Here is a 26,685-nt window from a genome sequence, read left to right as displayed (position 1 = left end):
CTGTTCGACGCCGCGCGCCGGAATTCGGAACCAGGCGCAGCCCCGGTCCGCCGATGGGCCGCCGACCGACCATGCCGCTACCATCCGTGACGTGCCCCGATCCCCCATCGCCACGACCCGCGTCCAGCCCCTGGCGACGGCTGCGCGGCTCATCATGCTCGCCCTGGTGGCAGCGCTGACCCTGATCGCGACGGAGGACGTCGCCCAGCTGCGCTGGATCGCGTTGCTGCTGGTCGCGGCGTTGCCCGCGTTCATCGCGCCGGACCATCGGGTGTGGGCGCCGCTGGGGCGGGTCGCCGAGGTGGCGATCACCGGGCTCGCCGCCGGGTCCGTCGCTGCCGCGGCCGATCTGACGGGTACGGACTACAAGGGTTTCGGGGCCGAGGTGATCCTCCCGTACATCGCCGTGCCTTTGCTGACCGCGAGCCTGCGCCGAAGGCCGACCGAGGGCGCCGCCCTGCTCGGCGTCACCGCGGTCGCGCTGGTCGCGGGCGGCACGCTGCTGGGCGACCCGATGCCGATCACCCAGCCGGGCTTCCTCGCGGCCGGCGGGCAGTGGCTCGTGCTGGGGGCGATCGTCACCTTCGCCGCGGACACGATGCGCCAGTTCATGGCACCCGCACAGACCACACCTCAGCCGTACGCCGAGGCCACCCGGCTGTTGACTCAGCTGCGCAGCGTCGCCCGTTCGCTGCCCGGCGCCACGCTCGACCCGGGCGGCATCTCCGAGCACCTGCTCGAGGAACTACGCCAGGTCGCGCCGGGCGAGCGGGCAGCCGTGCTGTCGGCCAGCGGCGGCGGGCGGCTCGTGGTGCTGGCACAGAGCGGCGCCGAGCGGGTCGACTGGGAGACCACGCTGGACGCCGACTCCGCCATCGCGGACGCGTGGGCCACCCAGCAGCCGCAGACCGCCAACCGCTCCCAGGCGCGCTCACACCGCGGCGGGGAGGCGTCGTCCTCGCTGGTGGTGCCGCTGGTCGCGGGCGTCCGTACGATCGGCTTGGTCATCCTCGAGGCGGACATCGCGCAGGCGTACCCGTCGGCGGTTGTCGCCGGCGTGACCGAGGTGACCGGCCCGGCCGCGCTGCGGCTGGAGGCCGCCCTGCTCTTCGACGACGTGCGGTCGCTGGCCACCAACGAGGAGCGGCAGCGGCTGGCCCGCGAGATCCACGACGGGGTCGCGCAGGAACTGGTGATGGTCGGTTACGGCATCGACAACGCGCAGGCCACCCTGCCCGAGGGCGCCGAGGAGACGGCCGAGGAACTGCGGAGCCTGCGGGCCGAGGTGACGCGGGTGATCACCGAGCTGCGACTGAGTCTTTTCGAGCTGCGCTCGGAGGTGGATCGCAACGGCGGTCTGGCGGCGGCCATCGCCGAGTACGCCCGGACCATCGGCACACCCGCCGGCCTGCGCGTGCATTTCACCTTCGACGAATCCACGGCCCGGCTGCCCGCCGCGACCGAGGCGGAATTGCTGCGCATCGCCCAGGAAGCAATTACGAATGCGCGAAAGCACGCGGGGGCGTCGAATCTGTGGGTCACGTGCACCATCGACCCGCCGTACGCCGAGATCACGGTCGCGGACGACGGCAAAGGTTTCGCGGACGACCGGCCCGACGGGCGTTACGGCCTGACCATCATGGCCGAGCGCGCGGAGCGGATCCGCGGAAAACTCAAGATCACGCCACGACACCCCAGCGGGACAACAGTTGCCGTGGTGCTTGGCACAGCCGCCAGGCGCGATAGCGTGCGGGATAGCGTTCCCGCTCCAGAAGGGGAGTAACCCGAGCATGTCGACCAGTCCTGCGCCGACCACGCGCACCAAGGTCCTCCTTGTCGACGATCATGACTTGATTCGTAAGGGGCTGCGACACGCATTCGAGCGCGACCGGCAGTTCGAGGTCGTCGGTGAGGCCGCCACGGCGGCCGAGGCCGTACGACAGGCCGGCGCACTCCAGCCCGACGTCGTGATCATGGACCTCCGCCTGCCCGACGGCAGCGGCCTCGAGGCCACACGTGCCCTCCGTAAGAACAACGCCAACATGGGCATCGTGGTGCTCACGATGTACGCGGGCGACGACCAGCTGTTCGGTGCTCTCGAGGCCGGGGCCAGCGCGTTCGTCCCCAAAACCGCACCCGCCGACGAGGTGGTGGCGGCCGCCCGGCACGCCGCCAGCGCACCCAGCGCATTCACGGCGGCCGATCTGGCCGAGGCCATGAAGCGCCGCCTGGCGCCGAGCGGTCCCCAGCTGTCACCGCGTGAGGGTCAGGTGCTCCGCCTGCTCGCCGACGGCATGAGCGTCGCCGGCATCGCCAAGCAGCTGTTCGTCTCCGAGTCCACGGCCAAGACCCACATCTCCAAGCTGTACGAGAAGCTGGGCGCCGCCAACCGCGCCCAGGCCCTGATGACCGCCCTGCGCCTCGGCCTCCTGGAAGCGCCGGACGCACCCAAGTTCTGACCGCACCACCCGCTGATCCGCCCGGCCGTCTCACGTGCCGGGCGGTCGGCTTTCCTGGATCATTTCGCGGATGGTGTCAGGCGGTTCCCGGCATTCCTCGCGTCTTCGGCGTTTCCCGGCTGCCGGATCTTCGGTTCTTCTTCACCATCCGTTCCGGTCGCGCCGCGTTCACCCGGTCGGGGGAATCTTCAGATCTTTGTCCGGCAGGATCACCCAATGATGGGTACGCAGCTGCCGACCGGCCCAGACGAACTCCTCGACGCCCAGGAGCCGGAATCCGAGCGCCCGGCAGATCCCGTTGGAGCCCGCATTGGTGACACCGGGAAATGCGTGCACCTCTGCCCACCGGTCATCCCCGCGCGCTTGATCGAGCAGCATCGCGGTGGCACGTTTCGCGATCCCCCGCCCCTGGAACTCGGGCAGCACCATCCACCCGACCTCAGCGATCTCCTCGCCGTGATCCTTGTGCCGCCACAGCGCCAGCGACCCGGCCACCGCCTCCGGCCGCTCCCCGTCCGGAACGATCATCTTGATCCAGGCCGTCCCGCTGCGCGCCTCGGCCGCATCCCGCCGAACCTTGTCCGCCATCCCTTCTCGCGGCAGCGGCCCACCAAGCTCGGCCATCATCACCGGGTCACAGCGCATCCGGACATAGGCGTCAACATCGCCGACCTGAACGTCCCGCAGCAACATTCCCCTCCGCCTTTCCTCCACAATCGACAGTGCGCCGCCACCTCTCCGCGCCGGTGGTAGAACCGGTCGGCATCCGGGCCCGCGAAAGCGCCCGTGGCTACCACTCACCCAAACAGCGGTAGCGCACGGCGGCATCTCGAGCCCGAATACCGCCAGGTCCTACCACTCCAGCCCGGACCGACCATCCGCGACGCGCGCGGGCGGGCGCGGGCGGCGCGGCGAGGGCGGGCGGCGCGGGCGGGCGGCGAGCGCGGGCGGCGCGGGGCTTGGCGGCGACGACCCGAGCCTCCGCCCGGAGGCGGCTAGACGGTCGGCGGGCGGGGCGGGACCTGCGGGCGCGGCGCGGGCCGGGTGGTGAGCCGGCGGATGGCCAGGTAGGCCTCGCAGCCCAGGCAGAGCCCGAAAGCAGCGTTGAGGAAGGCGGCCACCAGCCCCAACCCGGCGAACGTCATGCCCACCGCGGGATCTCCGGCGAAGTAGCCGATCGAGGCGACCGAGAGGAACGCCAGGCCCACGGTCTGGGCGAAGCGGACGGGAGCGGCGGGCTCGCGTTCGGCCGGTGGGGCGATGCGCGGCAGGATCAGAGTGCGGAAGATCAGCGCGTAAGGACCGCGGCGCGGGCTGAGGGCGGTCAGGGCGAAGACCACCGCCTGGGCGAGCGCCAGCCAGGCGGAACCGGTCACCAGCACCGCGATGATCACCGCGCTGGTGATGGCCGCCGCGAAGCGCTGGCCACGGGGGTCTAGCTCCATGTTCTGACTCTTGCACCTCGCGGCCACCCCGCGAGCGTGAGGGTCATCACCAGCGCGGAGGTGGAGTTTCAGCGATCCAGCACCTGCCCGAGCACGGCGATCAGCTGCGGCTTGCCGGGGACTCCCGTGGCACGCCTTACCTCACGTCCCTCTCCGTCGAGGATCAGGAGCGTGGGGGTACGCCAGATGTTCAGCGCACGGACCGCGTCGAGGTGGCACTCCGCGTCTACCTCGACGTGTCGCACACCGGGCACCATCGCGGCCACCTCTGAGCTGATCCGCCGCACCGCCCGGCACGGCTGGCAGAACGCCGTCGAGAACTGCAACAACGTCGCCTCCGCCGCCCGATCCACCCCGAGCGCCTCCAACAACTCCGGCGCGATGACATCCCCGCCCGGCCCCGTCGCCGACGCAGCCAGCGGTTCACTCGCCGCGGAGGGGTCGCCCGGGGCCGACGAGGCAACCGCCGCCGCTGGGGCGTTCGAGGCCGGGGCGGCTGAAGCGTCTGACGCCGGAGCCGATGGAACGGCGGACGCCTGAGCCGATGGAACGGCGGACGCCTGAGCCGATGGAACGGCGGACGCCTGAGAAACGGGCACCGGAGAAACGGCTGCCGCGCCCGTCTCAGAGCCGGCGCCGCCGACTACCCGGAAGCGCCCGTCCGAGGCACGCCGCCACAGCCCGATCACCGTCGCACCCACCAGCGCGACGACGACAACGATCAACCCTGCGGTCATACCCCTCACTCTGACACGCCGCAAAGCCCTGCAACCAGGTGGGAAAGCTAGGCGGCCAGATAGGCGCTGGCCTGGAGCGTATACATCTGGGCATAGGTCCCACCGCTGGACATCAGCTCCGCGTGGTCGCCTTCCTCAACCACCGAGCCGTGGTCGAGCACGAAGATCCGATCGGCCTCGCGGACGCTCGCCATCCGGTGCGTGATCAGGATGACCGTGCGCCCGGCCGCCAGCTCGCGCAGGCGGAGGTAGACCGCGTGCTCCGCCCGGGCGTCCAGGTTGGCGGTCGGCTCGTCGCAGATCAGCAGCGGCGCGTCGCGGTAGAACGCGCGGCTCACCGCCAGGCGCTGCCACTGCCCGCCGGACAGGTCCGCTCCCCCGGTGAAGTGCCGCGACAGCAGCGTGTCGTACTGGCGGGTCAGCTCCATGACGAAGTCGTGCGCGTCGCCGGCCCGGGCCGCGCCGTGGACCTGTTCGGTGTCGATGTCGCGGTCGTAGCGGCCGATGGTGATGTTGTGCCGGGCCGACAGCGGCCACCGGGTCGGCTCCTGCATCACCACGGCCACCCGGTCGCGGATCGCGTCGGGGGCGAACATGTTCACGTCGGCCTCGTCCCACCTGACGACCCCGGACTGGGCCCGGTACAGCCCGGCGATCACGGCCGCGAGGGTGCTCTTGCCGGACCCGTTCTCGCCGACGAGGGCGATGATCTCTCCCCGGCGTACCGTCAGAGAGACGTCTTGGACCGCGGGCCGATCCGCATCCGGGTAGGTGAAGGTGACGCCGGAGAGGGTTATCTCGGCGAAGCCGGGCTGAGTCTCGCCCGACGAAGGCGCACGTTCGGCGCGGGCGCGCGACATCTCGCAGAAGCCTTCGAAGTCGGCGAAGTACAAACCCTGCTCGAACACGCGGTTCGCGGAATAGGCGAGCTCGGAGAGTTTCCCGATGCCGACATTGATCGCGTACGCCGCGGCGCCTCCCGCCGCGAGCGCGATGCCGCCGGTCCACAACAGCCAGAGCAGCACGCCGTAGGTGAGACCGGTGATGAGCCCGCTCAGCGTCTGCCCGACCAGCGAGGTGCGCACCACCGTGTCGGACAGCGCCACCTCCCGCCGCGTCGCCATCGCGAGCAGCCGGCGCACCTCGTCGAGCAGGAAGCCCTGCACGGTGAAGGCGCGCAGTTCGGGCGCCGGTTCGCGGGCGGCGAGCAGATGCGCCAGCATGTACTGGCGGCGCCACATCGCGATCGTCTTGAGCAGGCTGAGGTACCTCAGGCGGGCGCCGCGGGCCGACGCCCAGCCGACCGGCACGACGGCGAGGACGAGCAGCGGCAGCAGCACCGGATGCAGGGTGGCGAGCACACCACCCGCCGCGATCAGCCCGACCACGCTCTTCAGCACCTCGATCGCCTGGTTGACGAGTTGCTCGGCGGCGTGCAGCCCTTTGTCGCGGGCGCGTTGCATGGCGTCCCGCCAGTCCGGGTCGTCGAACGTGGTCAGCTCGACCTGCGTCGTCACGGTGAGCAGGCGCATCTCCGCTGTCTGGAAGACCTTGGGGGTGAGACGTCCGTTGGCGCTGGCCGCCGCGGAGGTGAGGATTCCGCGTACGGCCAGAGCGACGACCAGCAGGACCAGTGAGGGGGCGGCGGCCCGTACCCGCTCGGGGGTCGCGCCTTCCCGGAGGAGGCCGTCGAAGACGCCGACGACGCTGATCAGCCCGACGGCGCTGACCACACCGGCCAGCACCTGCAGCACGATCACGGCCGTGGTGGTGCCGCGGCTGGACTCCCACGCGATCCGCCACGCCGACGCGAGCAGCTTGGGCAGCCGCCGCAGCATGGCCACGAAGCCGGTGCTCGCGGCCTCGGACGTGCTGGTCAACCAGTACGGAAGGGAGAGCTCGGCTTCGTCGTCATCGGGCTGCATGACGCCTTGATACGCCCGAACAACACTCCGTGTCTATTCACGTGCGAAGAGTGAGTATTCACGTGAGCAGCTCGCTCAACCGGGCGGCCTGCCGCTCCCACCGCCACTCCCGCTCCACCCAGGACCGGCCGGCGGCTCCCATGGCCTTGGCCTTCACCGGGTCGGCCAGCAGTTCGGCGACCCGGGCGGCGATCGCGGGCACGTCCCGGCCGCCGACCACGTGCCCGGTCTCCCCCTCGATCACCGCGTCCGGAGCCCCGCCCGAGTCGCCGGCCACCACCGGCAGACCGGTCGCCGACGCCTCCAGGTAGACGATGCCGAGCCCCTCCACGTCCAGCCCGGCTGCCCGGGTGCGGCACGGCATCGCGTAGACGTCACCGGCCGCGAACAGCTCGGGCAGCCCGGACCACGGCACGGACCCGGTGAACACCACGTCCTTCGCAACGCCGGTCTCCCGCGCGAGACGTTCCAGCTTGGGCCGGTACGGGCCACCGCTGCCCAGCAGCAGTGCCGCGCCCGGCACCCGGCGGCGGATCTCGGGCAGCGCCCGGATCAGCATGTCCTGCCCCTTGCGGGGAACCAGCCGGGACACGCAGACCACCACCGGCCGGTCGGACAGGCCGTGCCTGGCCCGCACCGCCGAGCCGTCCACACCGGGGTGGAACGCGTCCACGTCCACCCCCGGTGCGAGGCGCTGCAGGTCGGTCAGGCCATGCAGCGCCTTGCCGAGTCGGACCCGCTGGTAGTCGGTGAGGTAGGTGACCACGTCGTTGCCGCGGGCGATGCGTCGCAACAGCTGGCGTGCGCCGGGCAGCGCGGCCCAGCCGATCTCGTGCCCGTGGGTGATCGCCACCGCCCGCTCGATGCCGGCGTCGCGGCGCAGCCCGGCGGCGAGCAGGCCGAGCGGGGCGGCCGCGCCGAACAGCACCCGGTCGCAGTCGCGGGTGCGGGCGATCTCGGCGGCCCGGCGGGCGACCGCGGGCGTGGGCAGCAGCATGCCGGTGTCCTCACGGATCACCTCGAACGGCTGCTCGGCGTCGAACCCGGCGGCGCCGCGCCAGGTGGAGGCGTAGACCACCACCGAACCGGCCGGCTGCCGGATCGCCAGGTTGTGGATGAACTGCTGGATGCCGCCCGGCCGGGGCGGGAAGTCGTTCGTGATCAGCAGAGTGCGGGCCATCAGCGCTCCTCGCGGGCCCGGGGGCCGGCAACGGTGATCGGCAGGACGCGAGCCATCAGCGCTCCCCGCGGGCCCAGGCGCGGGCGGCGGCCATCCGCTGCACCGTGGACGGATGGGAGGCGAACAGGACGTGTTCCCAGGCCGGCGGGTCGGGCTCGGAGAGATTGACCGTGCCGAGGCGGCGCTGCATCGACTCGAAGGTCGCCGCGTCCTGGGTCAGCTCCAGCGCGTGCTCGTCGGCGCGGGCCTCGATCTGCCGGGTGACGAAGGCCTGCACGGGCGTGGCGATCAGCCCGGCCACGGCGGCGATCGCGACCAGCAGACCGAGCGCTCGGGGCTCGGCGATCGAATCCACCCCGGCCCGCCGCAGCAGGCCGGCCCACGAGCCGAGCAGGAACAGGCCGATCACCGCGGCGGCCGTGCCCAGCGCACCGAGCAGCGTGCCGGCCAGCACGTCCTGTTCCTTGGCGTGGCCCAGCTCGTGCGCGGCCACCGAGACCACCTCGGCCGGTGTCGCCTCGGTCAGCATGGTGTCGTAGACGACGATCCGCCTGGTCGGGCCGAAGCCGGACACGTACGCGTTCACCGCCCGGGTGCGCCGGGACGCGTCGGCGACCAGCACGTCGCGGACCGGCACCCCGTCGCGGTCGGCCAACGCCAGCAGCTGGGTCCGCAGCGGACCGTCGGCCATCGGCGTGAACTTGTTGAACACCGGCTCGACCAGCACCGGCAGCACGAACGACAACAGCACCACGAGGATCGCGGCGCCGGCCGCGCCCCACGCCCACCACCAGCGCGGCGCGAGCCGGACCACGGCGAAGAAGCCGAGCAGCGCCACGCCACCGATCACCGCCCCGACCGCCCAGCCCTTGACCAGGTCGACGGCCCACGCGCCCCAGGTCTGGGTGGAGATGCCGTAGCGCACCACGATCGTGTGCCGCCAGGCCGCGAACGGCAGCGTCACCACCTCGGACACCAGCACGATCAGCAGGCCGCCGAGCAGCGCCCGGCCGGCCCAGTGCCCACCGAACGGCCGCCCGGCCTGGGTGACCAGCCACGCGCCCAGTGGGGTCAGTCCCAGCACGAGGGCGACGGCCAGACCGATCAGCATCGAACCGTACGACCCCGGGCGCAGCGCTGCGTGGAAGGCCTTGGCCCTGTCGACCTGGCCGCGCTCGAACTGGCCGAGCGCGCTGAGCTGGTCGGCCCGCGGCGCCGGCGGCCGGTGCCACGGGATCAGCACCGCGGCGAGCACGATGCCCGCCACCACCAGCACGCCGAAAGCGCACACTGCCCAGCCCCGCACTGTCACCCGGCGACCCTACCCACTACGCCACGTCGCGCCGGAAGGGCACCACGACCGGCGGATCGGGGGTCTCCAGCAACTCCACGTCGAAGCCGGCCAGCTCGAACACCTCGATCGCGCGCATCTCACCGGGAGTCAGATCGGTGATCTCCTCGGGCGTCTCAGCCAGCACCTTGATCAGGCAACCGCTGCACTCATCGGCCCGCTCGGCGCAGCGCCCGCAGTCGATGATCATGGCTCCTCCTCCATGCGAAATCGTGACGGTGACCGCCACTGCCCATCACGCTACGGAGGGGGTACGACAGTTTTTCTAGCTCCGCGACAGCCTGCGGATGAGGCTGTCGGCGCCCATCGGATACGCACCGTGTCGGCGGACCCCGTCGGCCACCTCGCGGTCGGAGGACACCACCACGATCGGGCGGCCGGACGGCTCGCCGCGCACCAGCTGCCGGATCAGCTCGTCGGCGGTGTCGCCCTTCTTGGAGAAGAGCACCCGGACGTTGCGCGGGGCGGGCGGCAGCCCGTGCACCCGCTCGGCGCCGTCGAAGACCACGGTCACCTCGTCGCCGGTCTGCGCGGCTATCCCGCCCAGCCCGGTGATCAGGCGTTTGCGCTGCTGTTCCAGCGACATCTCGGCGAAGCCGCGCTTGGTGACGTTGTAGCCGTCCACGATCAGATGCGCGCGGGGCAGGGCGAGCAGCTGGTCGAGACGGGCCGGGTCGTCGGTGTCCTGGGCGCGGGCCCGGGAGCGCTCGGGGGTGCCCGGACGCTCCGCCGCGACGTCGGCCACGTAGTCGGCGGGCAGCTTGTCGGACGGGCCCAGGGCGAGCTCGCGGCGCAGGCCGGAGGCGGCCTGACCGATCGTCTCCAGGAGCAGCCAGAGCCGGGCGTCGTCGGCCGCCCGCGCCTCCTTGGCGGCCGCCCTGCCGGTGGCGGCGGCGGCCTCCGCGTCGGCCAGCCGGGAGCGCAGGCGGCGTACCTCGGTCTCGTGGTCGGTGGTGACGCGCGCCTGCCGGCCTTTCTCGGTCGAGAGCAGGTCGCTCGCGCGTTTCTGTGCCGCCTGGGCCTCCCGCAGCGCCCGCGCGGTGGCCCGGTGCTCCTCGCGCAGCTGGCCCATCTCCTCACGGACCCGGGCGAGCTCGTCGCGCAGTTTGTCCGCCTCGACCTTGGCCACCGCCCGGTCGTGCTCGGCGCGGGCGGCCCGCTGCTCGGCGTCGCGCACCTGCTCGGCGACGGCGGCGCTGTCCACCTCGGCACGGACCGCCGCACCGGCGTCGGCGAGCAGGTCACGCCAGCCGTCCGGCCGGGAGAGATAGGCGATCGCGGCGATCTCCACCGGGTCGGCGGCGGCCGGCGCCATGCCCGCGGCGACGGCGGCGCCCAGGTCGCCGGCGTCCTCCACGACCCGGCGGCCGATCCGCTGCCGGAACAGCGGGTCGGAGGTGAGCTGGGCGGCGATGGCGGTACCGGCGAGACGCGCGCGACGGTTGGGGGCGAATCGGGCCATTTTCCGCAGTACGACCGGCACTTCCTCGCCGGGCAGAGCGGGCAGAGCGGCCGCCGCCAGAGCGGTCACCCGCTGACGAACCGGTTCGGGGAGGGTCGGCTCAGCGTCGTCCGCGGCGACCTCGGGGGTCGCTTCGGGGAACGGCTCGAGCGCGGACATGAATTCATTCTCCCACCCAGTGGACGGCAACCGCCCGTTCCAGGAGGTGATCTTTTCGGGCACGGGATCGGGAATTGTCGTACCCATGTCCTAATCTCCCCGCCGTGGCACAACCGGCATACATCCAGGGCACTCTGGACACGCTCCTGTCCGCCGACGGCTCGGTCGATCCGGCGGCGTTGTCCCTGCGTGACACCACATTCACGGTGCTCGACCTGGAGACCACGGGCGGGGCGCCGGACGGCGGGGGCATCACCGAGATCGGCGCGGTCAAGGTGCGCTCGGGCGAGGAGCTCGGGGTCTTCGGCACCCTGGTCAATCCGGGCGAGCGGCTGCCGCCGTTCATCACGGTGCTGACCGGCATCACCGAGGCGATGCTGGCCCCGGCGCCACCGATCGAGCAGGTGCTGCCCAGCTTGCTGGAGTTCCTCCGCGGCACGGTGCTGGTGGCGCACAACGCGCCTTATGACGTGGGCTTCCTCAAGGCGGCGTGCGCCCGCCACGGCTACCCGTGGCCGCAGCTGCGGGTGCTCGACACCGCCGCGGTGGCCCGCCGGGCGCTGACCCGCGACGAGGTGCCCAACCGCAAGCTGGCCACGCTGGCCCGGTTCTTCCACGCCCGGGTCGAGCCCACCCACCGGGCTCTGGACGACGCCAAGGCCACGGTCGACGTGCTGCACGGGCTGATCGAGCGGCTGGGCAGCTACCGCGTCGACACGCTGGGTGACGCGATCGAGTTCGCCAAGGCGGTCAGCCCCGAGCAGCGCCGCCAGCGGCACCTGGCCGACGGCCTGCCGCACGTGCCCGGCGTCTACATCTTCCGAGCTCAGGACGGCCGGCCGCTCTACGTCGGCACGTCCGGCGACATCGGCAAACGGGTCCGGTCCTACTTCACGGCGAGTGAGAAACGGGCCCGGATCTCCGAGATGCTGGGCGCGGCGGTGCGGGTCGAGGCGGTGGAGTGCGCCCACGCACTGGAGGCTGAGGTGCGCGAGCTGCGCCTGATCGCGGCGCATGCCCCGCCCTACAACCGCCGGTCGAAATACCCCGATCGGGTGGTCTGGCTCAAGCTGACCCAGGAGGCGTACCCGAGATTGTCCGTGGTCCGGGCGCTGGCCGACGACGACGCCGCCTATCTCGGCCCGTTCTCGTCGCGGCGCACCGCCGAGCTCGCCGCCGCCGGGGTCTACGACGCGGTGCCCCTGCGGCAGTGCACCCACAAGCTCTCGATCAAGACCAAGACGCCGGCCTGCGCGCTGGCCGAACTGGGCAGATGCCCGGCGCCCTGCGAACATGAGATCACCCCTGAGGAGTACGCGGCGCGCGCCGCGATCCCCTTCCGGACGGCCACCTGGGGTGACCCCCGGCCGATCGTGGACGCCCTGATGGCCCGCATCGAGCAGCTGTCCGACCGGCAGCGCTACGAGGAGGCGGCGGTGGTCCGCTCCCGGCTGATCGCGCTGCTCCGGGCCACCGTCCGGATGCAGCGGCTGGGCGCTCTGACCCGGCTCTCCGAGCTGGTGGCGGCCCGGCGCAACGCGGTCGGCGGGTGGGAGATCGTGGTGGTCCGGCACGGCCGGCTGGCCGCCGCGGCCACCTCGCCGTCCCGGGAGCATCCACGGCCGACCCTGGATCTCGCCCGGCAGACCGCCGAGACGGTCCTACCCGGACCGGGACCGGTTCCGGCCGCCTCCGCCGAGGAAACCGAGCGCATCCTGGCGTGGCTGGAGAAACCCGACACCCGATTGGTGGAGACTTCCGGCGACTGGGTGTCACCGGCTCGTGGCGCCGCGCGCTTTACTACCCTTCTCATCAGGGCCGAGGCGGCCGTTGGGTCGCGAGACTCGTCCGTTCGCTCATCGGTAACTGACCGTTCGGATGACGCTCGCTCGCTTAGGCTGTAGGGCAACACGGGGTTACCGACCGGTTTGGTCGGTCTCCGCGGTTGATTCAGCGTGGCTCGGCAGACATGGCGACTGCCGGGCAAGGCCGCGAGGGTGAGGAGGTGTCCGGGTGGACGTCGACGCCGGGCACGGCGCCGCGATCAGCCGCGCCCGCAGTTCGGTGCCTCGCGAGACAACGCTCTCACAGCGGCTGCGCTCCTTCCTGAGTTTTCAGGGAGGCAACGACGACGACCCGGTCACCAAGCTGACCCGTACGCATCGGACGATCCATCCCTCGGCCGACGCCGGCGTGCTGCGCCGCAGCTTCAACATCGCGGACAACATGCACCGCGGTCAGATGCGCAAAAGCGGCGAGCCGTTCATCACGCACCCGCTCGCCGTCGCGCAGATCTGCGCCGAGCTGGGCATGGACACGACCACCCTGGTCGCGGCGCTGCTGCACGACACGGTGGAGGACACCAGCTACACCCTCGAGGCGCTGCACGGTGACTTCGGGCCCGAGGTGGCCCACCTGGTCGACGGCGTGACCAAGTTCGACAAGGCGTTCTACGGCAAGGCCGCCGAGGCGGAGACGATCCGCAAGATGATCGTCGCGGCCGGCAAGGACGTCCGGGTACTGGTGATCAAGCTGGCCGACCGGCTGCACAACATGCGGACGCTCGGCGTCCGCTCCCCCGCCTCCCGCGCCCGCATCGCCACCGCCACCCTCGACGTGCTCGTGCCGCTCTGCGACCGGCTCGGCATCCAGGCCCTCAAGCGCGACCTCGACGACGTGGTGCTCTTCCACCTCGAACCGGACGCCTACGCCCGCATCGACGAGCACGTGAAAAACCGGGCCGGCTGGTCGGAGTACCTGCACAACGTGATCGGCAAGGCGCGCGTCTCGCTGCGCCGGCAGCGGGTCACCGCCGACGTGCACTGGCGGCCGCGGCACTACTACTCGATCTGGAAGGACACCGTCGCCGGTGGCCACGCGGTGCCACAGGACCTGCCGCGCATCGCGGTCGTCGTCGACGGGCCGGACACCGACTGTTACGCCGCCCTCGGCGCGATCCACGGCCAGTGGCGCCCGGTCGCCGGCCGGTTCAAGGACTTCATCGCCTCCCCCAAGAACAACCTGTACCGGTCGCTGCACACCACGGTCACCGGGCCGGACGGCAAGCTCGTCGAGGTGCTGATCCGCACCCAGTCGATGCACCGCCTCGCGGAGTACGGCGTGGCCGCCGGCTACCGCTACCCCAAGTCGTCGTTCGCCGGTGACGTGACACCCGGCACCGACCAGCTGACCTGGCTCAAACGGGTGCTCGACTGGGAGCAGGACACCACCGACCCGTCGCAGTTCCTCGCGTCGCTGCGGTGCGACCTGTCCGAGGGCCAGATCCAGATCTTCGCCCACGGCAACACCGTCGAGCTGCCGGCCGGCTCCACGCCGGTCGACCTGGCGTACGAGCTGAGTGCCGAGAAGGGCGAGGAGTGTCTCGCCGCGACCATCAACGGACGTCTCGCCCCGCTCAGCTCGCAGCTCTGTGACGGTGACGTCGTCGAGATCTTCACCGAGAACGACAGCCAGGTGCCGACCGAGCCGAACGCGCCGCGCGGCCCCCGCCGGGAGTGGCTCGGGTTCGTCAAGTCGAGCCAGGCCCAGATGCAGATCAACAAGTACTTCGCCGAGGACAACGAGCCCGGCATCAGCATCGCCGACAAGATGCGCCTCGGTCGCGCCACCATCGGGCTCACGCTGCGCAAGCACGACCGCGGCCTGGCCAGCGAGGTGCCGCTGCGCCGGCTCGCCGACGACCTCGGTTACCCCGACCTGGAGACCATGCTGGTCGCCGTCTTCGAGCGCACCCTCGACCCGGACGTCGTCGTCGAGCAGCTCATCACGCTCGTCGACCACCCGGACTGATTCGTTTTGGCCGCCCGATAGCCTGGCAAATGTGAAGATCCCCCGGCGGCTGCGTGGCTACGGCTACCGCGCCTTCTATCACTTGCCGGGTCGCGTGCGCCGCCGGCTGGTCCGCTTGGCCGGCCCGAAATACCTGGTCGGCGCCGTCAACGTGATTCGCACGCCCGCTTCGGACCGCATCCTGCTGCTCCTGCAGCCACCGGGCCGCGGCTGGGGTCTGCCCGCCGGCCTGCTCAAGAAACACGAGGAAGCGGCCGTCGGCTCCGCGCGTGAGCTGTTCGAGGAGTCCGGCCTCCGGCTCGATCCGTCTTCGCTGACGCCGGGCAACCCCAACGCGATCGTGCACCCCCTCGGGTGGATAGACCTGGTCTTCTTCGGTACGGCGCCGGACGATGCCGTGTTCGCGGTGGACGGTGGCGAGGTGTTCGAGGCCCGCTGGTGGCCGGTCGACGCGCTGCCCCGGCTGACCCCGAACACCGAACTGCTGCTGGGCGTCTACGGCATCGGGCCGTCCGCCGGGCGCGACCCGGCCGACAGCGCCGGGGTGGACTGGTGACCGGCGTCTGCGCGGTGATCCTGGCCGCGGGCGAGGGGCAGCGGCTCCGCCCGCTCACCGCGAACCTGCCGAAGGCGCTGTGTCCCGTCGGCAACGTGCCGCTTCTGGACCACGCCCTGGCCCGGGTGGCCGGCGCGGGGATCACCTCGGTCGCGGTCAACGCCTCGTACCTGGCCTCGCAGGTCGTCGAGCACGTCGGCACGCGCGCCCACCTGTCGGTCGAGCCGGACGGGCCGCTCGGCACCTCCGGCGGCGTGGCGAGACTGCGCGAGTGGATCGACGGCCGCGGTGTGCTCGTCGGCAACGCGGACGCCTACCTCGCCGACCCGTCACGTCCGCCCGGCAAGGACATCGCGGCGCTGCTCGACGGGTGGTCCGGCACGAGCGTACGCATGCTGGCGCAGCCGGTTTTGAAGGAGACCGGCGGCTTCAGCAATCACCGTTTCGCCGGCTTCTCGCTCCTGCCCTGGTCCCGGGTGCGTGACCTGGTCCCGTCCGACGGCGGCCTGGTCCGCGACGTCTGGCGCCCCGCCGAGGCGGCCGGCGAGCTCGAGCTGATCCCGTTCGAGGGCACCTACCTGGACACCGGCACGCCCCCGCTCTACCTGGCGGCCAACCTGCACGCCGCCGCCGGCCACAACCTGCTCGCCCCCACCGCCCGGGTCACCGGCACGTGCATCGAGGCGGTCGTCGGCGCCGGCGCCACGGTCGCCGGCTCCGTCACCCGCGGCGTGGTCCTGCCCGGCGCCACGGTCGCCGAGGGCGAACACCTCACCGACGCCATCCGCGCCGGGACATCCCTGACCGTCCACGCCTGACCCGGGGGCCCGCGTGCTCGTCGACGTCTTCCCGCTCTTCGGACTCACGATCAGCACCCCGCGCCTGGAGTTGCGGCTGCCCCGCGAGGAAGAGCTGGCGGACCTCGCCGACCTGGCCGGGCAGGGTGTGCACCGCCCCGGCGAGCGGCCGTTCCTCACCCCCTGGACCGACGGCACCCACGCCGACCGCGCCCGGTTCGTGCTGCGATCGCACTGGCACGCGCTGGCCGGCTGGGAGCCCGAGGCGTGGCAGCTGAGCCTGGGCGTCTTCCACGACGGCCGGCCGCTCGGCATCGTCACCCTGCACGCCCGCGACTTCGCCGTGACCCGCGAGGTGACCACATGGTCCTGGCTGGGCCTCGACCATCACGGCTTCGGGTACGGAACAGAAGCGCGCACCGCACTCCTGACTCTGGCGTTCGATCACCTCGGCGCCACGGATGCCGTGTCGGAGGTGTTCCAGGACAACATCGCCTCGCAGTCGGTGTCGCGCAAACTCGGCTACGAGCACGACGGCACCTCGATCGGCGCCCGCGACGGCGAGGCCCTCGTCTCCGACCGTCTCCGCCTGACCGTGGCCCGCTGGCGTGACCGTGACCATCTCGCGGTGACCGTCACCGGCCTGGACCGCTGCCGTTCCGCCTTCGGCCTGTGAGGACACCGATCCACGTCACGGTCTGGGACGGCCCCGCCGCGGCGACACCCGCGATCCTCGTCCACGGCACGTTCACCTGGGCCACGCACAGCTTCGAACACCAGCGCCCGCTGGCCGCCGCCCGCCGCGTCCTGCTCCCCGACCGCCGCGGCTTCGGCGCCAGCCCCGACCTCGAGCCCGCGCGACCCGCCTCCGATCCCGGCGCCAGCCCCGACACCGCCACCAGCGACTACGCGGTCGACGCCGCCGATGTCGTGGAGTTGATGGGCGGCGGTGCGCACCTGGTCGGGCACTCCTACGGTGGCACGGTCGCCATGCTGGCGGCGGCGGCCCGGCCCGACCTGGTCCGCTCGCTCACGCTCATCGAGCCGTGCGCCCACATGGTCGCCGCCGACGACCCTGGCGTGGCTCGATCCATCGAGGACGGCCGCCGCTACATGGCCGGCGCCCGCCGCGGAACCCCCGACGAGTACATCGCCGCCGCCTACGGTGACCGGCCCCGCCCGGCGCCGGAAGCCTGGCTGCGCCGCGCCGCCGCCACCGCCCTGCACGAGCGCCCGTGCTGGCTGGCCGACCTGGCCACCGAGCCGCTGCGCGCGGCCGGCTTCCCCAAGCTGGTGATCGTCGGAGGATGGGAGACGATCCCGCCCGGCTACCGGCCCGGCATGGCCACGCTGATGCGGACCGTCTGCGCCCGGGTCGCCGACCGCATCGACGCCCGCCTGGCCCACATCCCCGGCGCCGCCCACGAACCACAGCGCGACCAGCCCGAAGCGCTCAACGCCCTGCTCACCGAGCTCTGGGCGGACCGGCCTCCAGCCACGTCATCGCTCACCGCAGCAGGCTGAGTCCTGTCGCGGTATCTCGCATGAATCGCGACCGGTTGACCGTGGCCCGGCACGACCGTGGTGAACTTCTCGACCAGTCCCAACTTCGCCATGACCCGCGCCGACCTGGTGTTGTCCACGTGCCGGATGCTGACGATGCGGTCCAGCCCGCACTCGTCGAAGCCGAACCGCATGGCCGCGGCCGCCGCCTCGGTCGCATGGCCGTGCCCCCAGGAGTCCCGGGCCAACCGCCACCCGATCTCGACGGCGGGCAACACCTCCGGCAGGAACTCGGGCACCGCGAGCCCCGCCCATCCGATCAGGCAGCCACGCAGGACGAGCCGATCGGTGTTCCTCGGATCAACCATTCCCCCAGGATGAACGATGCGCCACCGACGATGACGCCCTGGCCCACGGCTGTCACCGGCGGGGTTGCACCGCCGAGTCCTGCCGGGCCGGGCGTCGCAGAGCCGGTGCCTGGACCGTGAGCGCGCCGGCCACAGCGATCGCGAACGCGCCGGCCGTGCCCACCGGCCCGAGCAACACGGCCAGCAGGAAGCAGAACGCCGCGAACGCCGGCAGCCCACGCGTCAGCCCGACCAGAGTGCGAACAGTCGCCGACGATCCCTGACGGGCCAGCACGAACGCGGCGATCACGCTCGTAGCCACCGGAAACGGGGCCAGGATGCCGGTGACCACGGGCCCCACCGCCGCCGAGATGCCGGTGACCGTGAGGACCAGGACGGCGGTGGCGGCGGCTCGGGCAGGCAAGTCCCACCACGGCGACGTCACCGGGGCGGTGACGGCAGGAGCGGTGACGGCCGGGGCAGCGGCAGCAGAAGCGGTGACGGCCGGGGCTGTGACAGCGGGGGCGGCGGCGAGGCGTTCCACCAGGATGCGGGCCGCGACGACGGCGACCAGGACGATCGGGAGCCCCCAGTAAGGACCCACCGTCCAGGGTGCGAGGACGACGTCGGCCGCCACGGTCGCCGTCCATGCCACAGCCAGCGCCGGCAGCCAGCCGAAGCGGCGGCTCGCGTGGGCGAACGCCACCGCGAACACCGCCAGCGACACCAGGCCGAGCAGTGACGCCGACGCGGCGTGCGCGGCGAAGCTGGTCCCGTGCTCCACCGAGGTGATCAGCAGGATCGGGCCGGCCACGATCGGGAGCGCCGCCATCATGCCCGCCACCCGGTCGCCCCAGCGACGGCCCGCCAGCGACGAAGCCACCACCAGCAGTGGCGCCAGCACCAGCTTCAGCAGCAGCGTCACCTGCCGATCCTACTAAGCTGGCACGGTCATCGCTCTCACGCTGATCGCGGCCGTGCTCCACGCGATCTGGAACGCGGTCGCGCACGGCGCCGGCGACCGGCTCGTCGGTTTCGGCGCCGTGTTCCTCGGGGAACGATTCGGGGTGCGCCGCGCGGTCGCCGCGGCCGTGGTCGCCGCCGGCATCCTGCTGGTCGTCATCTGAACGGCAGGGCCACGTCGCAGACCAGGTCGTGCGGGCCGGCGGTCTCCGGGTCGAGGTCGTAGCGGTACACCTCGCGGGGCGAGGCGACGACCGCGTGCCCGTTGTCGCGCACCCAGCGCCGCACGGTGTCGTAGACCGACAGGATCTGCGGCGGCTCGAAGTGGCCCTTGACCACCGGGACGTACGCCTCGCGGTGGGCCGGTTCGACGCGACCGGCGGCGCCGGGACCGACCGGGACGCACACCTCGACCGGGCCGTCCGCGTCCTCGGTTACCAAGCCGTGGAACACCACGAACCGCGGGCCGGCCGGGCCACCCGACCGTCCGGCCAGCTCGGTCAGACGCGCCGACGCGTCCCGGATCCAGGTGAGTCCGGCGGCGCTGACGTACCGCATCTCGCTGACGATGTGCTGCTCGGCGACGTCCCGGACGGACACCCGCCACGCGTCGTCCGGCGCCGGGGTCTCCGCGGCCAGGTTGCGCACCAGCCGGTCGGCGAGTTCTCGCTGCGCGGCCAGGCGGGCCTCCACGGCCGTCCAGTACCCGGCGAGCCGCTGGGCCGCCTCGGGGCCGGGGGCGCCGACGATCTCGGTGATCTCGGTGAGCGGCATGTCGAGGCGGCGCAGCAACGCGATCAGCCGGCCGGCGTACAGCTGGCGGCCCGCGTACCGGCGGTACCCGGTGCCCGGCACCACGTCGGCGGGCCGGAGCAGGCCGATCCGGTCGTACAGTCGCAGGGCCCGGATGGACAGCCCCGACCGCCGGGCGAACTCGCCGATCGTCAGCAGCCCCGGCCCGCCCGGCATCAGCTCACCGGGAACGCGACGTCGAACACCTCGTCGCCGGCCCCCGCCGCCCCGAAGTCCGTCCAGTACGTCTCCCGCGGCGCCCGGGCCACGGCCAGCCCGTTCGCGGCGATCCACTTCTCGACCGCCTCGTACACCCCGCCGAGCTCACCGGACGTGACCTGGGACTTACTCACGCGTACGTAAGCCTCTCGATGTGCCGGGATGGTCCTGTCCCCACCGGCCGCGACCGTGGCACACACCTCGACCGGCGTCGGCCCCTCGTTGGGGTTGCCTTCGTAGATCGCGATGATCAGCGGGTCGTCGCCGGCCGGCCGCTCCAGGAACGCCCAGTCCGTCGTGGTGAGAAGACCACCCGCGGTCCGGGCGCGCTCGGCGACCCGCGCCATCGCGCCCGGCAGCCACGCCTCCAACTCGGCCTGAACCACCACACGCGTCTCCGACACGACGTGCTGCTCCGGCACGTCCCGCACCCGAACCTCGACCATGGCCGCCTCCTGCTGTCGCCGTCCTTCGCGGACCACCTTGCAGTCTCCCCCCATGTCAGGGTCAAGGATGGCAGGCTGCCGGGATGCGATCACGAACAGCGGGCATGTGGTGGGCGGTCGCCGTCGAAGCTCCCGACCCCGCGGCCTTGGCCCGCTTCTACAGCGGGTTGCTGGAGTGGCCGATCGTGCACGAGGAGCCCGGCACCAGCATCCTCGGCGCCCCACCCGACGGCACCGCCACGATCGTCTTTCAAAGAGCCGACGGGTACGAGCCACCGGTGTGGCCGCCCGTCGAGGGCGGACAGCGGCCGATGACGCACCTGGACTTTCAGGTCGGCGACCTCGCGGCAGCCGTCACCGACGCGGTCGCGGCGGGCGCCACGGTGGCCGACCATCAGCCGCAGGAGCATGTCCGGGTGCTCTTCGACCCGGCGGGCCACCCGTTCTGCCTCGTCCAGAACGACTAGGACGCCTCGGACCCGCACATCCGCCGCTCGACGTAGCGGTACCGCCTCAGATCAGCCAAGCGCCGTCACGCATGAGGGTGCGGCCGGCGATCTCGTTGAGCTCACGCCACGCCTGGATGCGCTCCGGGCGGAGGATCAGGAACAGATACGCGTCGCCGGCCGTGCGTGGATCCCAGTCGTTCTGCGCCGCGTAGGCCTCCCCGATCGGGCCGCCGTCGGCGACCGGGACGGCCCGTTCCAGCCGGACGTCGACCAGCACCACGTCACGGGTGCCGCCGAACGCCAGCCGAGCCGTCCCGCACGCGGCGAGGTTGCGGGCGGTCGGCGAGTTCTTGTCGGTGGCCAGCACGATGCGTTCTTCGAACCACGACGCGGTCAACGGCACCAGGTACGGCTCGCCGGCGTCGGCGGTGGCGACCCAGACGTCGGCCACGGGTGCGCTGAGCTTCGCGAGCACGTCCGCTTTGCGCTGAGCCGCGGACCGCGGTTGATCTGCCACACGTCCACAATAGGGATCCCGGCCTCCCCTGATGTAGGCGCATGCGAGGCGGGACCGGCCGGAGGACGGGCACGGGCCGGGATCGTGAAGGAGGGTGAGTGGGCACGGACATGGCAGGCGACGCCGAAGGCGGGCCGACCTCGGCGTGAGCGACGGTCAGCACCACCCACCCAGCTACGACAAGAATCAGTTGATCTTTATCTGGCTCGAGGGATGGAGACGGGACGAGCCACGACGACCAGCGAGATCGATAGCATGACCCTGTGAATACTGCGATCGTGCACATCGACTGCGCCACCGATTCGATTCCTGAGGTGGCCGAGGCTCTGGCAGCTCAGGACGGGGTCAGCGAGGTCTACTCGGTGGCCGGGAACGCCGACCTGATCGCCATCGTGCGGGTGCCGCACTTCGATGACATCGCCGAGGTCATCGCCGGGCGGATCTCGAAGACCCCCGGTGTGGTCAACACCGAGACGTATGTGGCGTTCCGCGCCTACTCGAAGCACGACCTCGAGGACGCCTTCGCGATCGGGCTGCCCGACGCCGACTGATCGGCGCAGACTGACCGGCGCAGGCTGACCAGCCCCGACTGACCGGCGCCGACTGACGGGAAAGGCCCGCTCCTGGGGGCGGATTCCAGGGGTCGTCGCAACACGGTTGATCAACTGGTTTCGGCCAGGAGCTTAGCGAAGCGCTCGGCTGGGGTGTCCCAGCCGAGCGTTTTGCGTGGGCGGCCGTTGAGTTCGATCGCGACGGCGTCGAGCCGGTCGCGGTCGTGGCCGGACAGGTCGGTGCTTTTCGGGAAGTACTGGCGCAGCAGGCCGTTGGTGTTCTCGTTGCTGCCGCGCTGCCAGGGCGAGTGCGGGTCGCAGAAGTAGACCGGGGTGTCGGTGGTGACAGTGAACTGCTGGTGCAAGCTCATCTCGATGCCCTGATCCCAGGTCAGCGACCGGCGCAGGTGCTCCGGTAGATGCGCGACGGTAGCGACCAGGGCATCACGCATCCGGTCGGCGGTGCGGCCCAGCGGCAGGTGCACGAGCATGACGTAGCGGGTGTGGCGTTCTACCAGGGTGCCGATCGCCGATTGATTGTCCTTGCCGATGATCAGGTCGCCTTCCCAGTGGCCGGGCACCGCGCGGTCCTCGACCTCGGCGGGACGTTCACTGATCATGACCATTTCGGTGGCCATCCGGGGTGTGCGCTGCTGAGCCTGGCGGCGGGGTCGGCGCAGTGTGCGCCCGGTCCGTAAAGCTTTGGCCAACTCGCGGCGTAGTTCACCGCGGCCTTGGACGTAGAGCGCCTGGTAGATCGTCTCGTGGGTCACGTGCAGCTCCGGGCGGTCGGGAAAATCCCGCCGCAAGCGTCGCACGATCTGCTCGGGACTCCACTTGAGGTCCAAGCCGTCCTGGACGGCCTGGCGCAACTCAGCACTGGCGGCGATCTTACTGATCTTCGGTCGTGGCCGCCGTGCTTCGGCGCGGGCCTGAGCCGCATGCGGCCGGTAGTCCCCGCTGACCGGATGCGCGTTACGTCGCAACTCACGGCCGATCGTCGACGGATCACGGCCGAGTTCGGCGGCGATCTGCCGGACAGTGGCCCGTTCACGATGCCGGTCGGCGATGTGCAGGCGCTCGTCCTCGTTGAGAAACCGGCCCCGCACCGACGGCGATGCCAGGGCCGTGATCGGCGCTGCTGCCCTCTCACGGCCGGTCGGGTTACGGCCGTTACGCCAGCGCCGGCCGGTCCGCTCATTGATCCCGACGATCCTGCACGCTTCTTCTGATCCAACGCCCTGACCCACGAGCGCAAGATATGCCTCACGCTCGCGGGCCAGACGTCGACGGCCCTGGATTACCGACCGGTCCCGGATCTCGAATTCCATCGCATCCCCTGAACTGGGGTGTTGCGACGACTCCTAGAACCCAAGGGGACGGAGCGGGCCTTTCGCGTAAAGCTGTCGAATCGATCGAAGCGCCGGCTCAGCGGCCGGACGTGATCTCCTCGCGCTTCTCAGGAGCGGACACCGGAGGCACCGCGGGTGACACCGGCGCCTCGGCCGGCTTCTCGACCGGGAAGAAGAAACCCTTCACCGCGGGTGCCAGGGCGCCGACGCGGTTCATCTTCTTCGGCACGACCCAGCCTGCGTAGTCCAGCGGGATCGGGTGGCCGTGGTCGTCGACCGGGCCGAGTGGCTGGTGCACCTCGACGAAGCGGCCGTCGGGCAGGCGCTTGATGATGCCCGTCTCCACGCCGTGGGCGAGGACCTCACGGTCGTGCTGCTGGAGGCCCAGGCAGATGCGCACGGCGATGAAGTAGGCCAGCGGCGGCAGGATCACCAGGCCGATGCGGCCCGCCCAGGTCATCGCGTTCAAGCTGATGTGGAACTTGTCGGCGATGACGTCGTTGCCGCCGGACAAGGTCGCCACGATGAAGAACGTGAACGCCATGGCGCCGAGACCGGTGCGCTCGGGTGCGTCGCGGGGGCGCTGGAGCAGGTGATGCGAGCGCTTGTCCTTGAGGCGTCTGGCCTCCATGAACGGGTAGGCCATCGGCACCGTGGTCAGCGCGCCGAGACCGACCACCGCGGGCCAGAACAGCGGCGGGATGCTGTAGCCGTCGCCGATCGGCAGCGTGATCTGCCAGGCCGGCATGAGTCGCACCAGGCCGTCCATGAACATCACGTACCAGTCGGGCTGGCTGGCCGACGACACCTCGGAGGCGCGGTACGGCCCGAACAGCCAGATCGGGTTGATCTGGAACATGCCGGCCATGAAGGCGACCACGCCGAAGACGGCCATGAAGAAGCCGCCCTGCTTGAGCGCGTAGCGCGGGAACATGCGCTCGCCGACCACGTTGTTGTTGGTCCGCCCGGGGCCCGGCCACTGCGTGTGCTTCTGCGCGAAGACGAGGCCCAGGTGGACGCTGATCAGCGCGAGCAGGCCGCCGGGAATGAGCAGCACGTGCGCGATGTAGAAGCGGCCGATGATCAGCTCGCCGGGGAACTCGCCGCCGAAGATCGACGCCGAGATCCAGGTGCCGGCGACCGGGATGGACAGCATGATCGCCGAGGCGATGCGGAGCCCGGTGCCGGAGAGGCCGTCGTCGGGAAGCGAGTAACCGGTGAAGCCGGCGAGGAAGCCGAGGAGGAACAGCGCGACGCCGATCGCCCAGTTGGCCTCGCGCGGCTTCCGGAATGCACCGGTGAAGAAGATGCGCGCCATGTGCACGACGATCGACGCCATGAACAGCAGCGCCGCCCAGTGGTGCATCTGCCGCATGAACAGGCCGCCGCGAACCTCGAAGGAGAGGTGCAGCGACGACTCGTACGCCGCGGACATCTCCACGCCACGCAGGCCCGGGTAGGCGCCCTCGTAGGCGACCTCCTTCATCGACGGGTCGAAGAAGAGGGTCAGGAAGACACCGGTGAGCAGCAGGATGATGAACGAGAACAGCGCGATCTCGCCCAACAAGAACGACCAGTGGTCAGGGAAGACCTTGTTGAGTAGCCCGCGCAGAGGCGTGGCCGCCTTGTAGCGGTCATCCAGGCCCTTGCCGACATTGGCCGGAACCTGGGTCACATCGAATTTCCGGCGCTTCATGGCCGCTCCCAGAAGTCGGGGCCGACAGTCTCGCGGTAGTCCGAACCTGCCACAAAGAATCCTTCCTCGTCCACCGAAAGCGGCAACGCGGGGAGTCTGCGGCTGGCCGGACCGAAGATCGGGCGAGCATTGTCAGTGATCAGGAACTGCGACTGGTGGCACGGGCAGAGCAACCGGTTGGTCTGCTGCTCGTACAGGCTGGCGGGGCAACCGGCGTGCGTGCAGATCTTCGAGTACGCGACGTAGTTGCCCCACATTACGCCCTGGTTGCGCTTGTCGGTGTCGGTCGCCTGGCGGGCGGCCGCGGCATCCGTGTCGCGCAGATGGATCAGCAGGGTCGGCGAGTCGGCGTACTCGTTCGTCGCGCCGTGCGGGATGCCCGGGAAGACCGTGATCTGCCCGCCGACGCTGACGTCGGAGGGCCGGATCGGCGTGCCGTCGGCACGGGTCAGCCGGACCAGCTTGCCGTCGTTCGCCACCGGGTCGAACCCGGTGTGGAACAGCTCCGGCTGGGCGTCCTTGTGCGGGTTCTCGATCAGCCCGCCGATCAGCGGCGCCGCGGCGACCAGGCCGAGCGGCGCCAGGCCGAGCCCGATCGCGCCCTTGAGCAGCGGCCGGCGCTGCACGCCCAGCTCGTCGACCATGTAGGCCATGGTCTGGCCGGTGATCAGCCGGTCGTCGTCGCTGGACGGGGTGTTGTGCCGGTCCTGGATCGACACCTCGTGTGGCAGCAGCTTCTTGGCCCAGGAGAGGATCGCGAAGCCCAGGGACAGCAGCGAGATGCCCAGGGAGATGCCGAGCACAGCGGTGTAGTAGTCGTTGATCGAGTGGCCCAGCTCGTACTCCCAGGGCCACCAGATGTACGCGATCAGGAAGACCAGCGCGCCGGCCCCGGACAGCAGGAACAGCAGTGCGATGGACCGGACGACCCGCTTCTCCGCCTTCGAGTTCGCGGTCGGGAACTGCGACTCGTACGTGACGATCTCGATGTCGTCGCGGCGAGCGCCTTCCTTGATGATCTCGAAGCGGGACAGCCGGGGGTCCTGCACGTCGACCGGCTCGGTCTCGTGCCCGTGTCCGTGCCCGTGGTTGTCCTGAACAACCGTCATGACTTCCCCGCAATCCAGAGGGCCACGAAGACCAGGATGGTGATACCGATGACGAAGATCGCCAAACCTTCGGTCACCGGCCCGTACCGGCCGAGGTTGAAGATGCCGCCCGGGTCCTTGTCCTGCTGGAGCTGCTGCGTGACGTACGTGATGACCTCACGCTTCTCGTCCGGCGAGAGCTCGTTGTCACCGAACACCGGCATGTTCTGCGGGCCGGTCAGCATCGCGGCGTAGATCTGCTCCTCGGTCGCGGTGTGCAGCCCCGGAGCGTACTTGCCGGAGGACAGCGCGCCGCCGCCACCACCGAAGCCGTGGCAGGACGAGCAGTTGACCCGGAACAGCTCGCCGCCGCGGGCCAGCGCCTCGGGCTTGGTCGCCAGGTTGTCGGACAGCTCGCCGGAGGGCAGCTGCGGACCGCCGCCGATCTCCTGGATGTACTGGCCGATCTGCTTGGTCTGCGCCTCGTCGAACTGCGGCGGCTTCTTCTCGGCCTGAGCCTCCTGCCGGGTCATCGGCATGCGGCCGGTGCCGACCTGGAACTCGACGGCGGCCGAGCCGACGCCGATCAGGCTGGGGCCGCGGTCGGTGACACCCTGGGCGTCCCGCCCGTGGCAGGTGATGCAGCTGTTGTCGAAGAGCGCCTTGCCCTCCGCCGCCGAACTCGACAGCGTGCGGTCGTCCTCCGCCGCCGCGTTCGGCGTGAACCCGGCGTAGACGCCACCGGCCATGGCCAGGGCGGCGATCATGCGGACCGCGGCGCCGAGGCGACGGCGTGCCCGGCTGGGCGCTGAGCGTTTCCGGGCGAACACCCGAAAACGTCGGCCGCCGTGGGGGTCAGAAGTCATGGGCGGTGTCCTCTT

Annotated in this window: 27 protein-coding genes and 1 pseudogene; 11 read left to right on the top strand and 17 right to left on the bottom strand. The window is 71.2% G+C overall.

Going from position 1 to position 26,685, the window contains the following annotated elements:
• Window positions 1-91 precede the first annotated feature (91 nt).
• Together QSK31_RS03130 and QSK31_RS03125 are read left to right on the top strand one after the other, a co-directional pair.
• Window positions 92-1,783 (top strand): sensor histidine kinase, encoded by a 1,692-nt coding sequence (locus QSK31_RS03130; RefSeq protein WP_502872888.1) that lies wholly within the window; start codon window positions 92-94, stop codon window positions 1,781-1,783.
• 7 nt (window positions 1,784-1,790) lie between these two features.
• Complete coding sequence (locus tag QSK31_RS03125) at window positions 1,791-2,459, top strand: response regulator transcription factor (protein WP_014688640.1); 669 nt, start codon at window positions 1,791-1,793, stop codon at window positions 2,457-2,459.
• A 168-nt stretch (window positions 2,460-2,627) separates the two neighbouring features.
• Here QSK31_RS03125 and QSK31_RS03120 read toward each other — a convergent pair whose 3' ends face one another.
• From QSK31_RS03120 to QSK31_RS03085, 8 genes are all read right to left on the bottom strand, one after another.
• A complete protein-coding gene (locus QSK31_RS03120) occupies window positions 2,628-3,152 on the bottom strand; it encodes a GNAT family N-acetyltransferase (RefSeq protein WP_285680724.1) in 525 nt (174 codons plus the stop codon).
• 302 nt (window positions 3,153-3,454) lie between these two features.
• Entirely contained in the window at window positions 3,455-3,904 is a 450-nt protein-coding gene (locus QSK31_RS03115; protein WP_285680722.1) for a DUF4395 domain-containing protein, read from the bottom strand.
• Window positions 3,905-3,972: 68 nt separating this feature from the next.
• Entirely contained in the window at window positions 3,973-4,275 is a 303-nt protein-coding gene (locus QSK31_RS03110; protein WP_285680721.1) for a thioredoxin family protein, read from the bottom strand.
• Window positions 4,276-4,688: 413 nt separating this feature from the next.
• Window positions 4,689-6,566, bottom strand: coding sequence for an ABC transporter ATP-binding protein (locus tag QSK31_RS03105; RefSeq protein ID WP_285680719.1), 1,878 nt, complete (start codon window positions 6,564-6,566; stop codon window positions 4,689-4,691).
• Between the two features lie 58 nt (window positions 6,567-6,624).
• Window positions 6,625-7,746: a glycosyltransferase family 4 protein gene (locus QSK31_RS03100; protein WP_285680717.1), complete on the bottom strand. Its 1,122-nt coding sequence runs from the start codon at window positions 7,744-7,746 to the stop codon at window positions 6,625-6,627.
• Window positions 7,747-7,801: 55 nt separating this feature from the next.
• Window positions 7,802-9,058, bottom strand: coding sequence for a M48 family metallopeptidase (locus QSK31_RS03095; protein ID WP_285680715.1), 1,257 nt, complete (start codon window positions 9,056-9,058; stop codon window positions 7,802-7,804).
• A 16-nt stretch (window positions 9,059-9,074) separates the two neighbouring features.
• A complete protein-coding gene (locus tag QSK31_RS03090; protein WP_285680713.1) occupies window positions 9,075-9,287 on the bottom strand; it encodes a hypothetical protein in 213 nt (70 codons plus the stop codon).
• A 75-nt stretch (window positions 9,288-9,362) separates the two neighbouring features.
• Window positions 9,363-10,718: an NYN domain-containing protein gene (locus QSK31_RS03085; protein ID WP_285680711.1), complete on the bottom strand. Its 1,356-nt coding sequence runs from the start codon at window positions 10,716-10,718 to the stop codon at window positions 9,363-9,365.
• A 104-nt stretch (window positions 10,719-10,822) separates the two neighbouring features.
• On the opposite strand from QSK31_RS03085, the gene QSK31_RS03080 reads away from it, so the two are divergent.
• The 6 genes from QSK31_RS03080 to QSK31_RS03055 all read left to right on the top strand — a co-directional run bounded on the left by QSK31_RS03080 (window position 10,823) and on the right by QSK31_RS03055 (window position 17,405).
• Window positions 10,823-12,622 carry a DEDD exonuclease domain-containing protein gene (locus QSK31_RS03080; RefSeq protein ID WP_285680709.1) on the top strand — a complete coding sequence of 600 codons (1,800 nt, stop codon included), beginning with the start codon at window positions 10,823-10,825 and terminating at the stop codon, window positions 12,620-12,622.
• 109 nt (window positions 12,623-12,731) lie between these two features.
• Window positions 12,732-14,528 (top strand): RelA/SpoT family protein, encoded by a 1,797-nt coding sequence (locus QSK31_RS03075; RefSeq protein ID WP_285680707.1) that lies wholly within the window; start codon window positions 12,732-12,734, stop codon window positions 14,526-14,528.
• Between the two features lie 31 nt (window positions 14,529-14,559).
• Complete coding sequence (locus tag QSK31_RS03070; protein ID WP_285680706.1) at window positions 14,560-15,084, top strand: NUDIX hydrolase; 525 nt, start codon at window positions 14,560-14,562, stop codon at window positions 15,082-15,084.
• Window positions 15,081-15,902: a nucleotidyltransferase family protein gene (locus tag QSK31_RS03065; RefSeq protein WP_285680703.1), complete on the top strand. Its 822-nt coding sequence runs from the start codon at window positions 15,081-15,083 to the stop codon at window positions 15,900-15,902. Before QSK31_RS03070 ends, QSK31_RS03065 begins: the two co-directional genes overlap by 4 nt.
• Before the next feature lie 13 nt (window positions 15,903-15,915).
• Entirely contained in the window at window positions 15,916-16,557 is a 642-nt protein-coding gene (locus tag QSK31_RS03060; protein WP_285680701.1) for a GNAT family N-acetyltransferase, read from the top strand.
• The gene (locus QSK31_RS03055) at window positions 16,554-17,405 is read left to right on the top strand and encodes an alpha/beta fold hydrolase (RefSeq protein ID WP_285680699.1); all 852 of its coding nucleotides are present in this window, start codon (window positions 16,554-16,556) and stop codon (window positions 17,403-17,405) included. Before QSK31_RS03060 ends, QSK31_RS03055 begins: the two co-directional genes overlap by 4 nt.
• A gap of 86 nt (window positions 17,406-17,491) precedes the next feature.
• Here QSK31_RS03055 and QSK31_RS03050 read toward each other — a convergent pair.
• Window positions 17,492-17,752: pseudogene (locus tag QSK31_RS03050) on the bottom strand (GNAT family N-acetyltransferase); the annotation flags it as partial.
• Window positions 17,753-17,804: 52 nt separating this feature from the next.
• Window positions 17,805-18,656, bottom strand: coding sequence for a hypothetical protein (locus QSK31_RS03045; RefSeq protein WP_285680698.1), 852 nt, complete (start codon window positions 18,654-18,656; stop codon window positions 17,805-17,807).
• Window positions 18,657-18,708: 52 nt separating this feature from the next.
• On the opposite strand from QSK31_RS03045, the gene QSK31_RS03040 reads away from it, so the two are divergent.
• A complete protein-coding gene (locus QSK31_RS03040) occupies window positions 18,709-18,858 on the top strand; it encodes a hypothetical protein (RefSeq protein ID WP_285680697.1) in 150 nt (49 codons plus the stop codon).
• Here QSK31_RS03040 and QSK31_RS03035 read toward each other — a convergent pair.
• Window positions 18,851-19,663, bottom strand: coding sequence for a MerR family transcriptional regulator (locus tag QSK31_RS03035; protein ID WP_285680695.1), 813 nt, complete (start codon window positions 19,661-19,663; stop codon window positions 18,851-18,853). The genes QSK31_RS03040 and QSK31_RS03035 overlap by 8 nt on opposite strands.
• Window positions 19,663-20,151 carry a GyrI-like domain-containing protein gene (locus QSK31_RS03030; RefSeq protein WP_285680694.1) on the bottom strand — a complete coding sequence of 163 codons (489 nt, stop codon included), beginning with the start codon at window positions 20,149-20,151 and terminating at the stop codon, window positions 19,663-19,665. The genes QSK31_RS03035 and QSK31_RS03030 overlap by 1 nt, the downstream gene beginning before the upstream one ends.
• An 83-nt stretch (window positions 20,152-20,234) precedes the next feature.
• Here QSK31_RS03030 and QSK31_RS03025 point away from each other — a divergent pair, with 83 nt between their 5' ends.
• On the top strand, window positions 20,235-20,618 hold the full coding sequence (locus QSK31_RS03025; RefSeq protein WP_285680692.1) for a VOC family protein: 384 nt from the start codon (window positions 20,235-20,237) through the stop codon (window positions 20,616-20,618).
• A gap of 46 nt (window positions 20,619-20,664) precedes the next feature.
• Here the strand turns inward: QSK31_RS03025 and QSK31_RS03020 are convergent, their stop codons facing one another.
• Window positions 20,665-21,117: a pyridoxamine 5'-phosphate oxidase family protein gene (locus QSK31_RS03020; RefSeq protein ID WP_285680690.1), complete on the bottom strand. Its 453-nt coding sequence runs from the start codon at window positions 21,115-21,117 to the stop codon at window positions 20,665-20,667.
• 263 nt (window positions 21,118-21,380) lie between these two features.
• On the opposite strand from QSK31_RS03020, the gene QSK31_RS03015 reads away from it, so the two are divergent.
• A complete protein-coding gene (locus QSK31_RS03015; RefSeq protein WP_285680688.1) occupies window positions 21,381-21,668 on the top strand; it encodes an Lrp/AsnC family transcriptional regulator in 288 nt (95 codons plus the stop codon).
• A gap of 110 nt (window positions 21,669-21,778) precedes the next feature.
• Here the strand turns inward: QSK31_RS03015 and QSK31_RS03010 are convergent, their stop codons facing one another.
• From QSK31_RS03010 to qcrC, 4 genes are all read right to left on the bottom strand, one after another.
• A complete protein-coding gene (locus QSK31_RS03010; protein ID WP_285681369.1) occupies window positions 21,779-22,969 on the bottom strand; it encodes an IS30 family transposase in 1,191 nt (396 codons plus the stop codon).
• Between the two features lie 127 nt (window positions 22,970-23,096).
• Window positions 23,097-24,716 carry a cytochrome bc1 complex cytochrome b subunit gene (gene qcrB / locus QSK31_RS03005; protein ID WP_285680686.1) on the bottom strand — a complete coding sequence of 540 codons (1,620 nt, stop codon included), beginning with the start codon at window positions 24,714-24,716 and terminating at the stop codon, window positions 23,097-23,099.
• Entirely contained in the window at window positions 24,713-25,825 is a 1,113-nt protein-coding gene (gene qcrA, locus QSK31_RS03000; RefSeq protein ID WP_285680684.1) for a cytochrome bc1 complex Rieske iron-sulfur subunit, read from the bottom strand. The genes qcrB and qcrA overlap by 4 nt, the downstream gene beginning before the upstream one ends.
• Complete coding sequence (qcrC, locus tag QSK31_RS02995; protein ID WP_285680683.1) at window positions 25,822-26,670, bottom strand: cytochrome bc1 complex diheme cytochrome c subunit; 849 nt, start codon at window positions 26,668-26,670, stop codon at window positions 25,822-25,824. The genes qcrA and qcrC overlap by 4 nt, the downstream gene beginning before the upstream one ends.
• Window positions 26,671-26,685 lie beyond the last annotated feature (15 nt).

This window comes from Actinoplanes sp. NBRC 103695 (genome assembly GCF_030269485.1).
Lineage (GTDB): Bacteria > Actinomycetota > Actinomycetes > Mycobacteriales > Micromonosporaceae > Actinoplanes.
This window is presented reverse-complemented; position numbering and strand designations above follow the sequence as displayed.

Coding starts and splice junctions, on each gene's coding strand:
- QSK31_RS03035 (WP_285680695.1), bottom strand. CDS start 19,663: ATGCCGGGCGGGCCGGGGCTGCTGACGATCGGCGAGTTCGCCCGGCGG.
- QSK31_RS03125 (WP_014688640.1), top strand. CDS start 1,791: ATGTCGACCAGTCCTGCGCCGACCACGCGCACCAAGGTCCTCCTTGTC.
- qcrB (WP_285680686.1), bottom strand. CDS start 24,716: ATGAAGCGCCGGAAATTCGATGTGACCCAGGTTCCGGCCAATGTCGGC.
- QSK31_RS03115 (WP_285680722.1), bottom strand. CDS start 3,904: ATGGAGCTAGACCCCCGTGGCCAGCGCTTCGCGGCGGCCATCACCAGC.
- QSK31_RS03090 (WP_285680713.1), bottom strand. CDS start 9,287: ATGATCATCGACTGCGGGCGCTGCGCCGAGCGGGCCGATGAGTGCAGC.
- QSK31_RS03105 (WP_285680719.1), bottom strand. CDS start 6,566: ATGCAGCCCGATGACGACGAAGCCGAGCTCTCCCTTCCGTACTGGTTG.
- QSK31_RS03030 (WP_285680694.1), bottom strand. CDS start 20,151: ATGGTCGAGGTTCGGGTGCGGGACGTGCCGGAGCAGCACGTCGTGTCG.
- qcrA (WP_285680684.1), bottom strand. CDS start 25,825: ATGACGGTTGTTCAGGACAACCACGGGCACGGACACGGGCACGAGACC.
- QSK31_RS03120 (WP_285680724.1), bottom strand. CDS start 3,152: ATGTTGCTGCGGGACGTTCAGGTCGGCGATGTTGACGCCTATGTCCGG.
- QSK31_RS03085 (WP_285680711.1), bottom strand. CDS start 10,718: ATGTCCGCGCTCGAGCCGTTCCCCGAAGCGACCCCCGAGGTCGCCGCG.
- QSK31_RS03025 (WP_285680692.1), top strand. CDS start 20,235: ATGCGATCACGAACAGCGGGCATGTGGTGGGCGGTCGCCGTCGAAGCT.
- qcrC (WP_285680683.1), bottom strand. CDS start 26,670: ATGACTTCTGACCCCCACGGCGGCCGACGTTTTCGGGTGTTCGCCCGG.
- QSK31_RS03100 (WP_285680717.1), bottom strand. CDS start 7,746: ATGGCCCGCACTCTGCTGATCACGAACGACTTCCCGCCCCGGCCGGGC.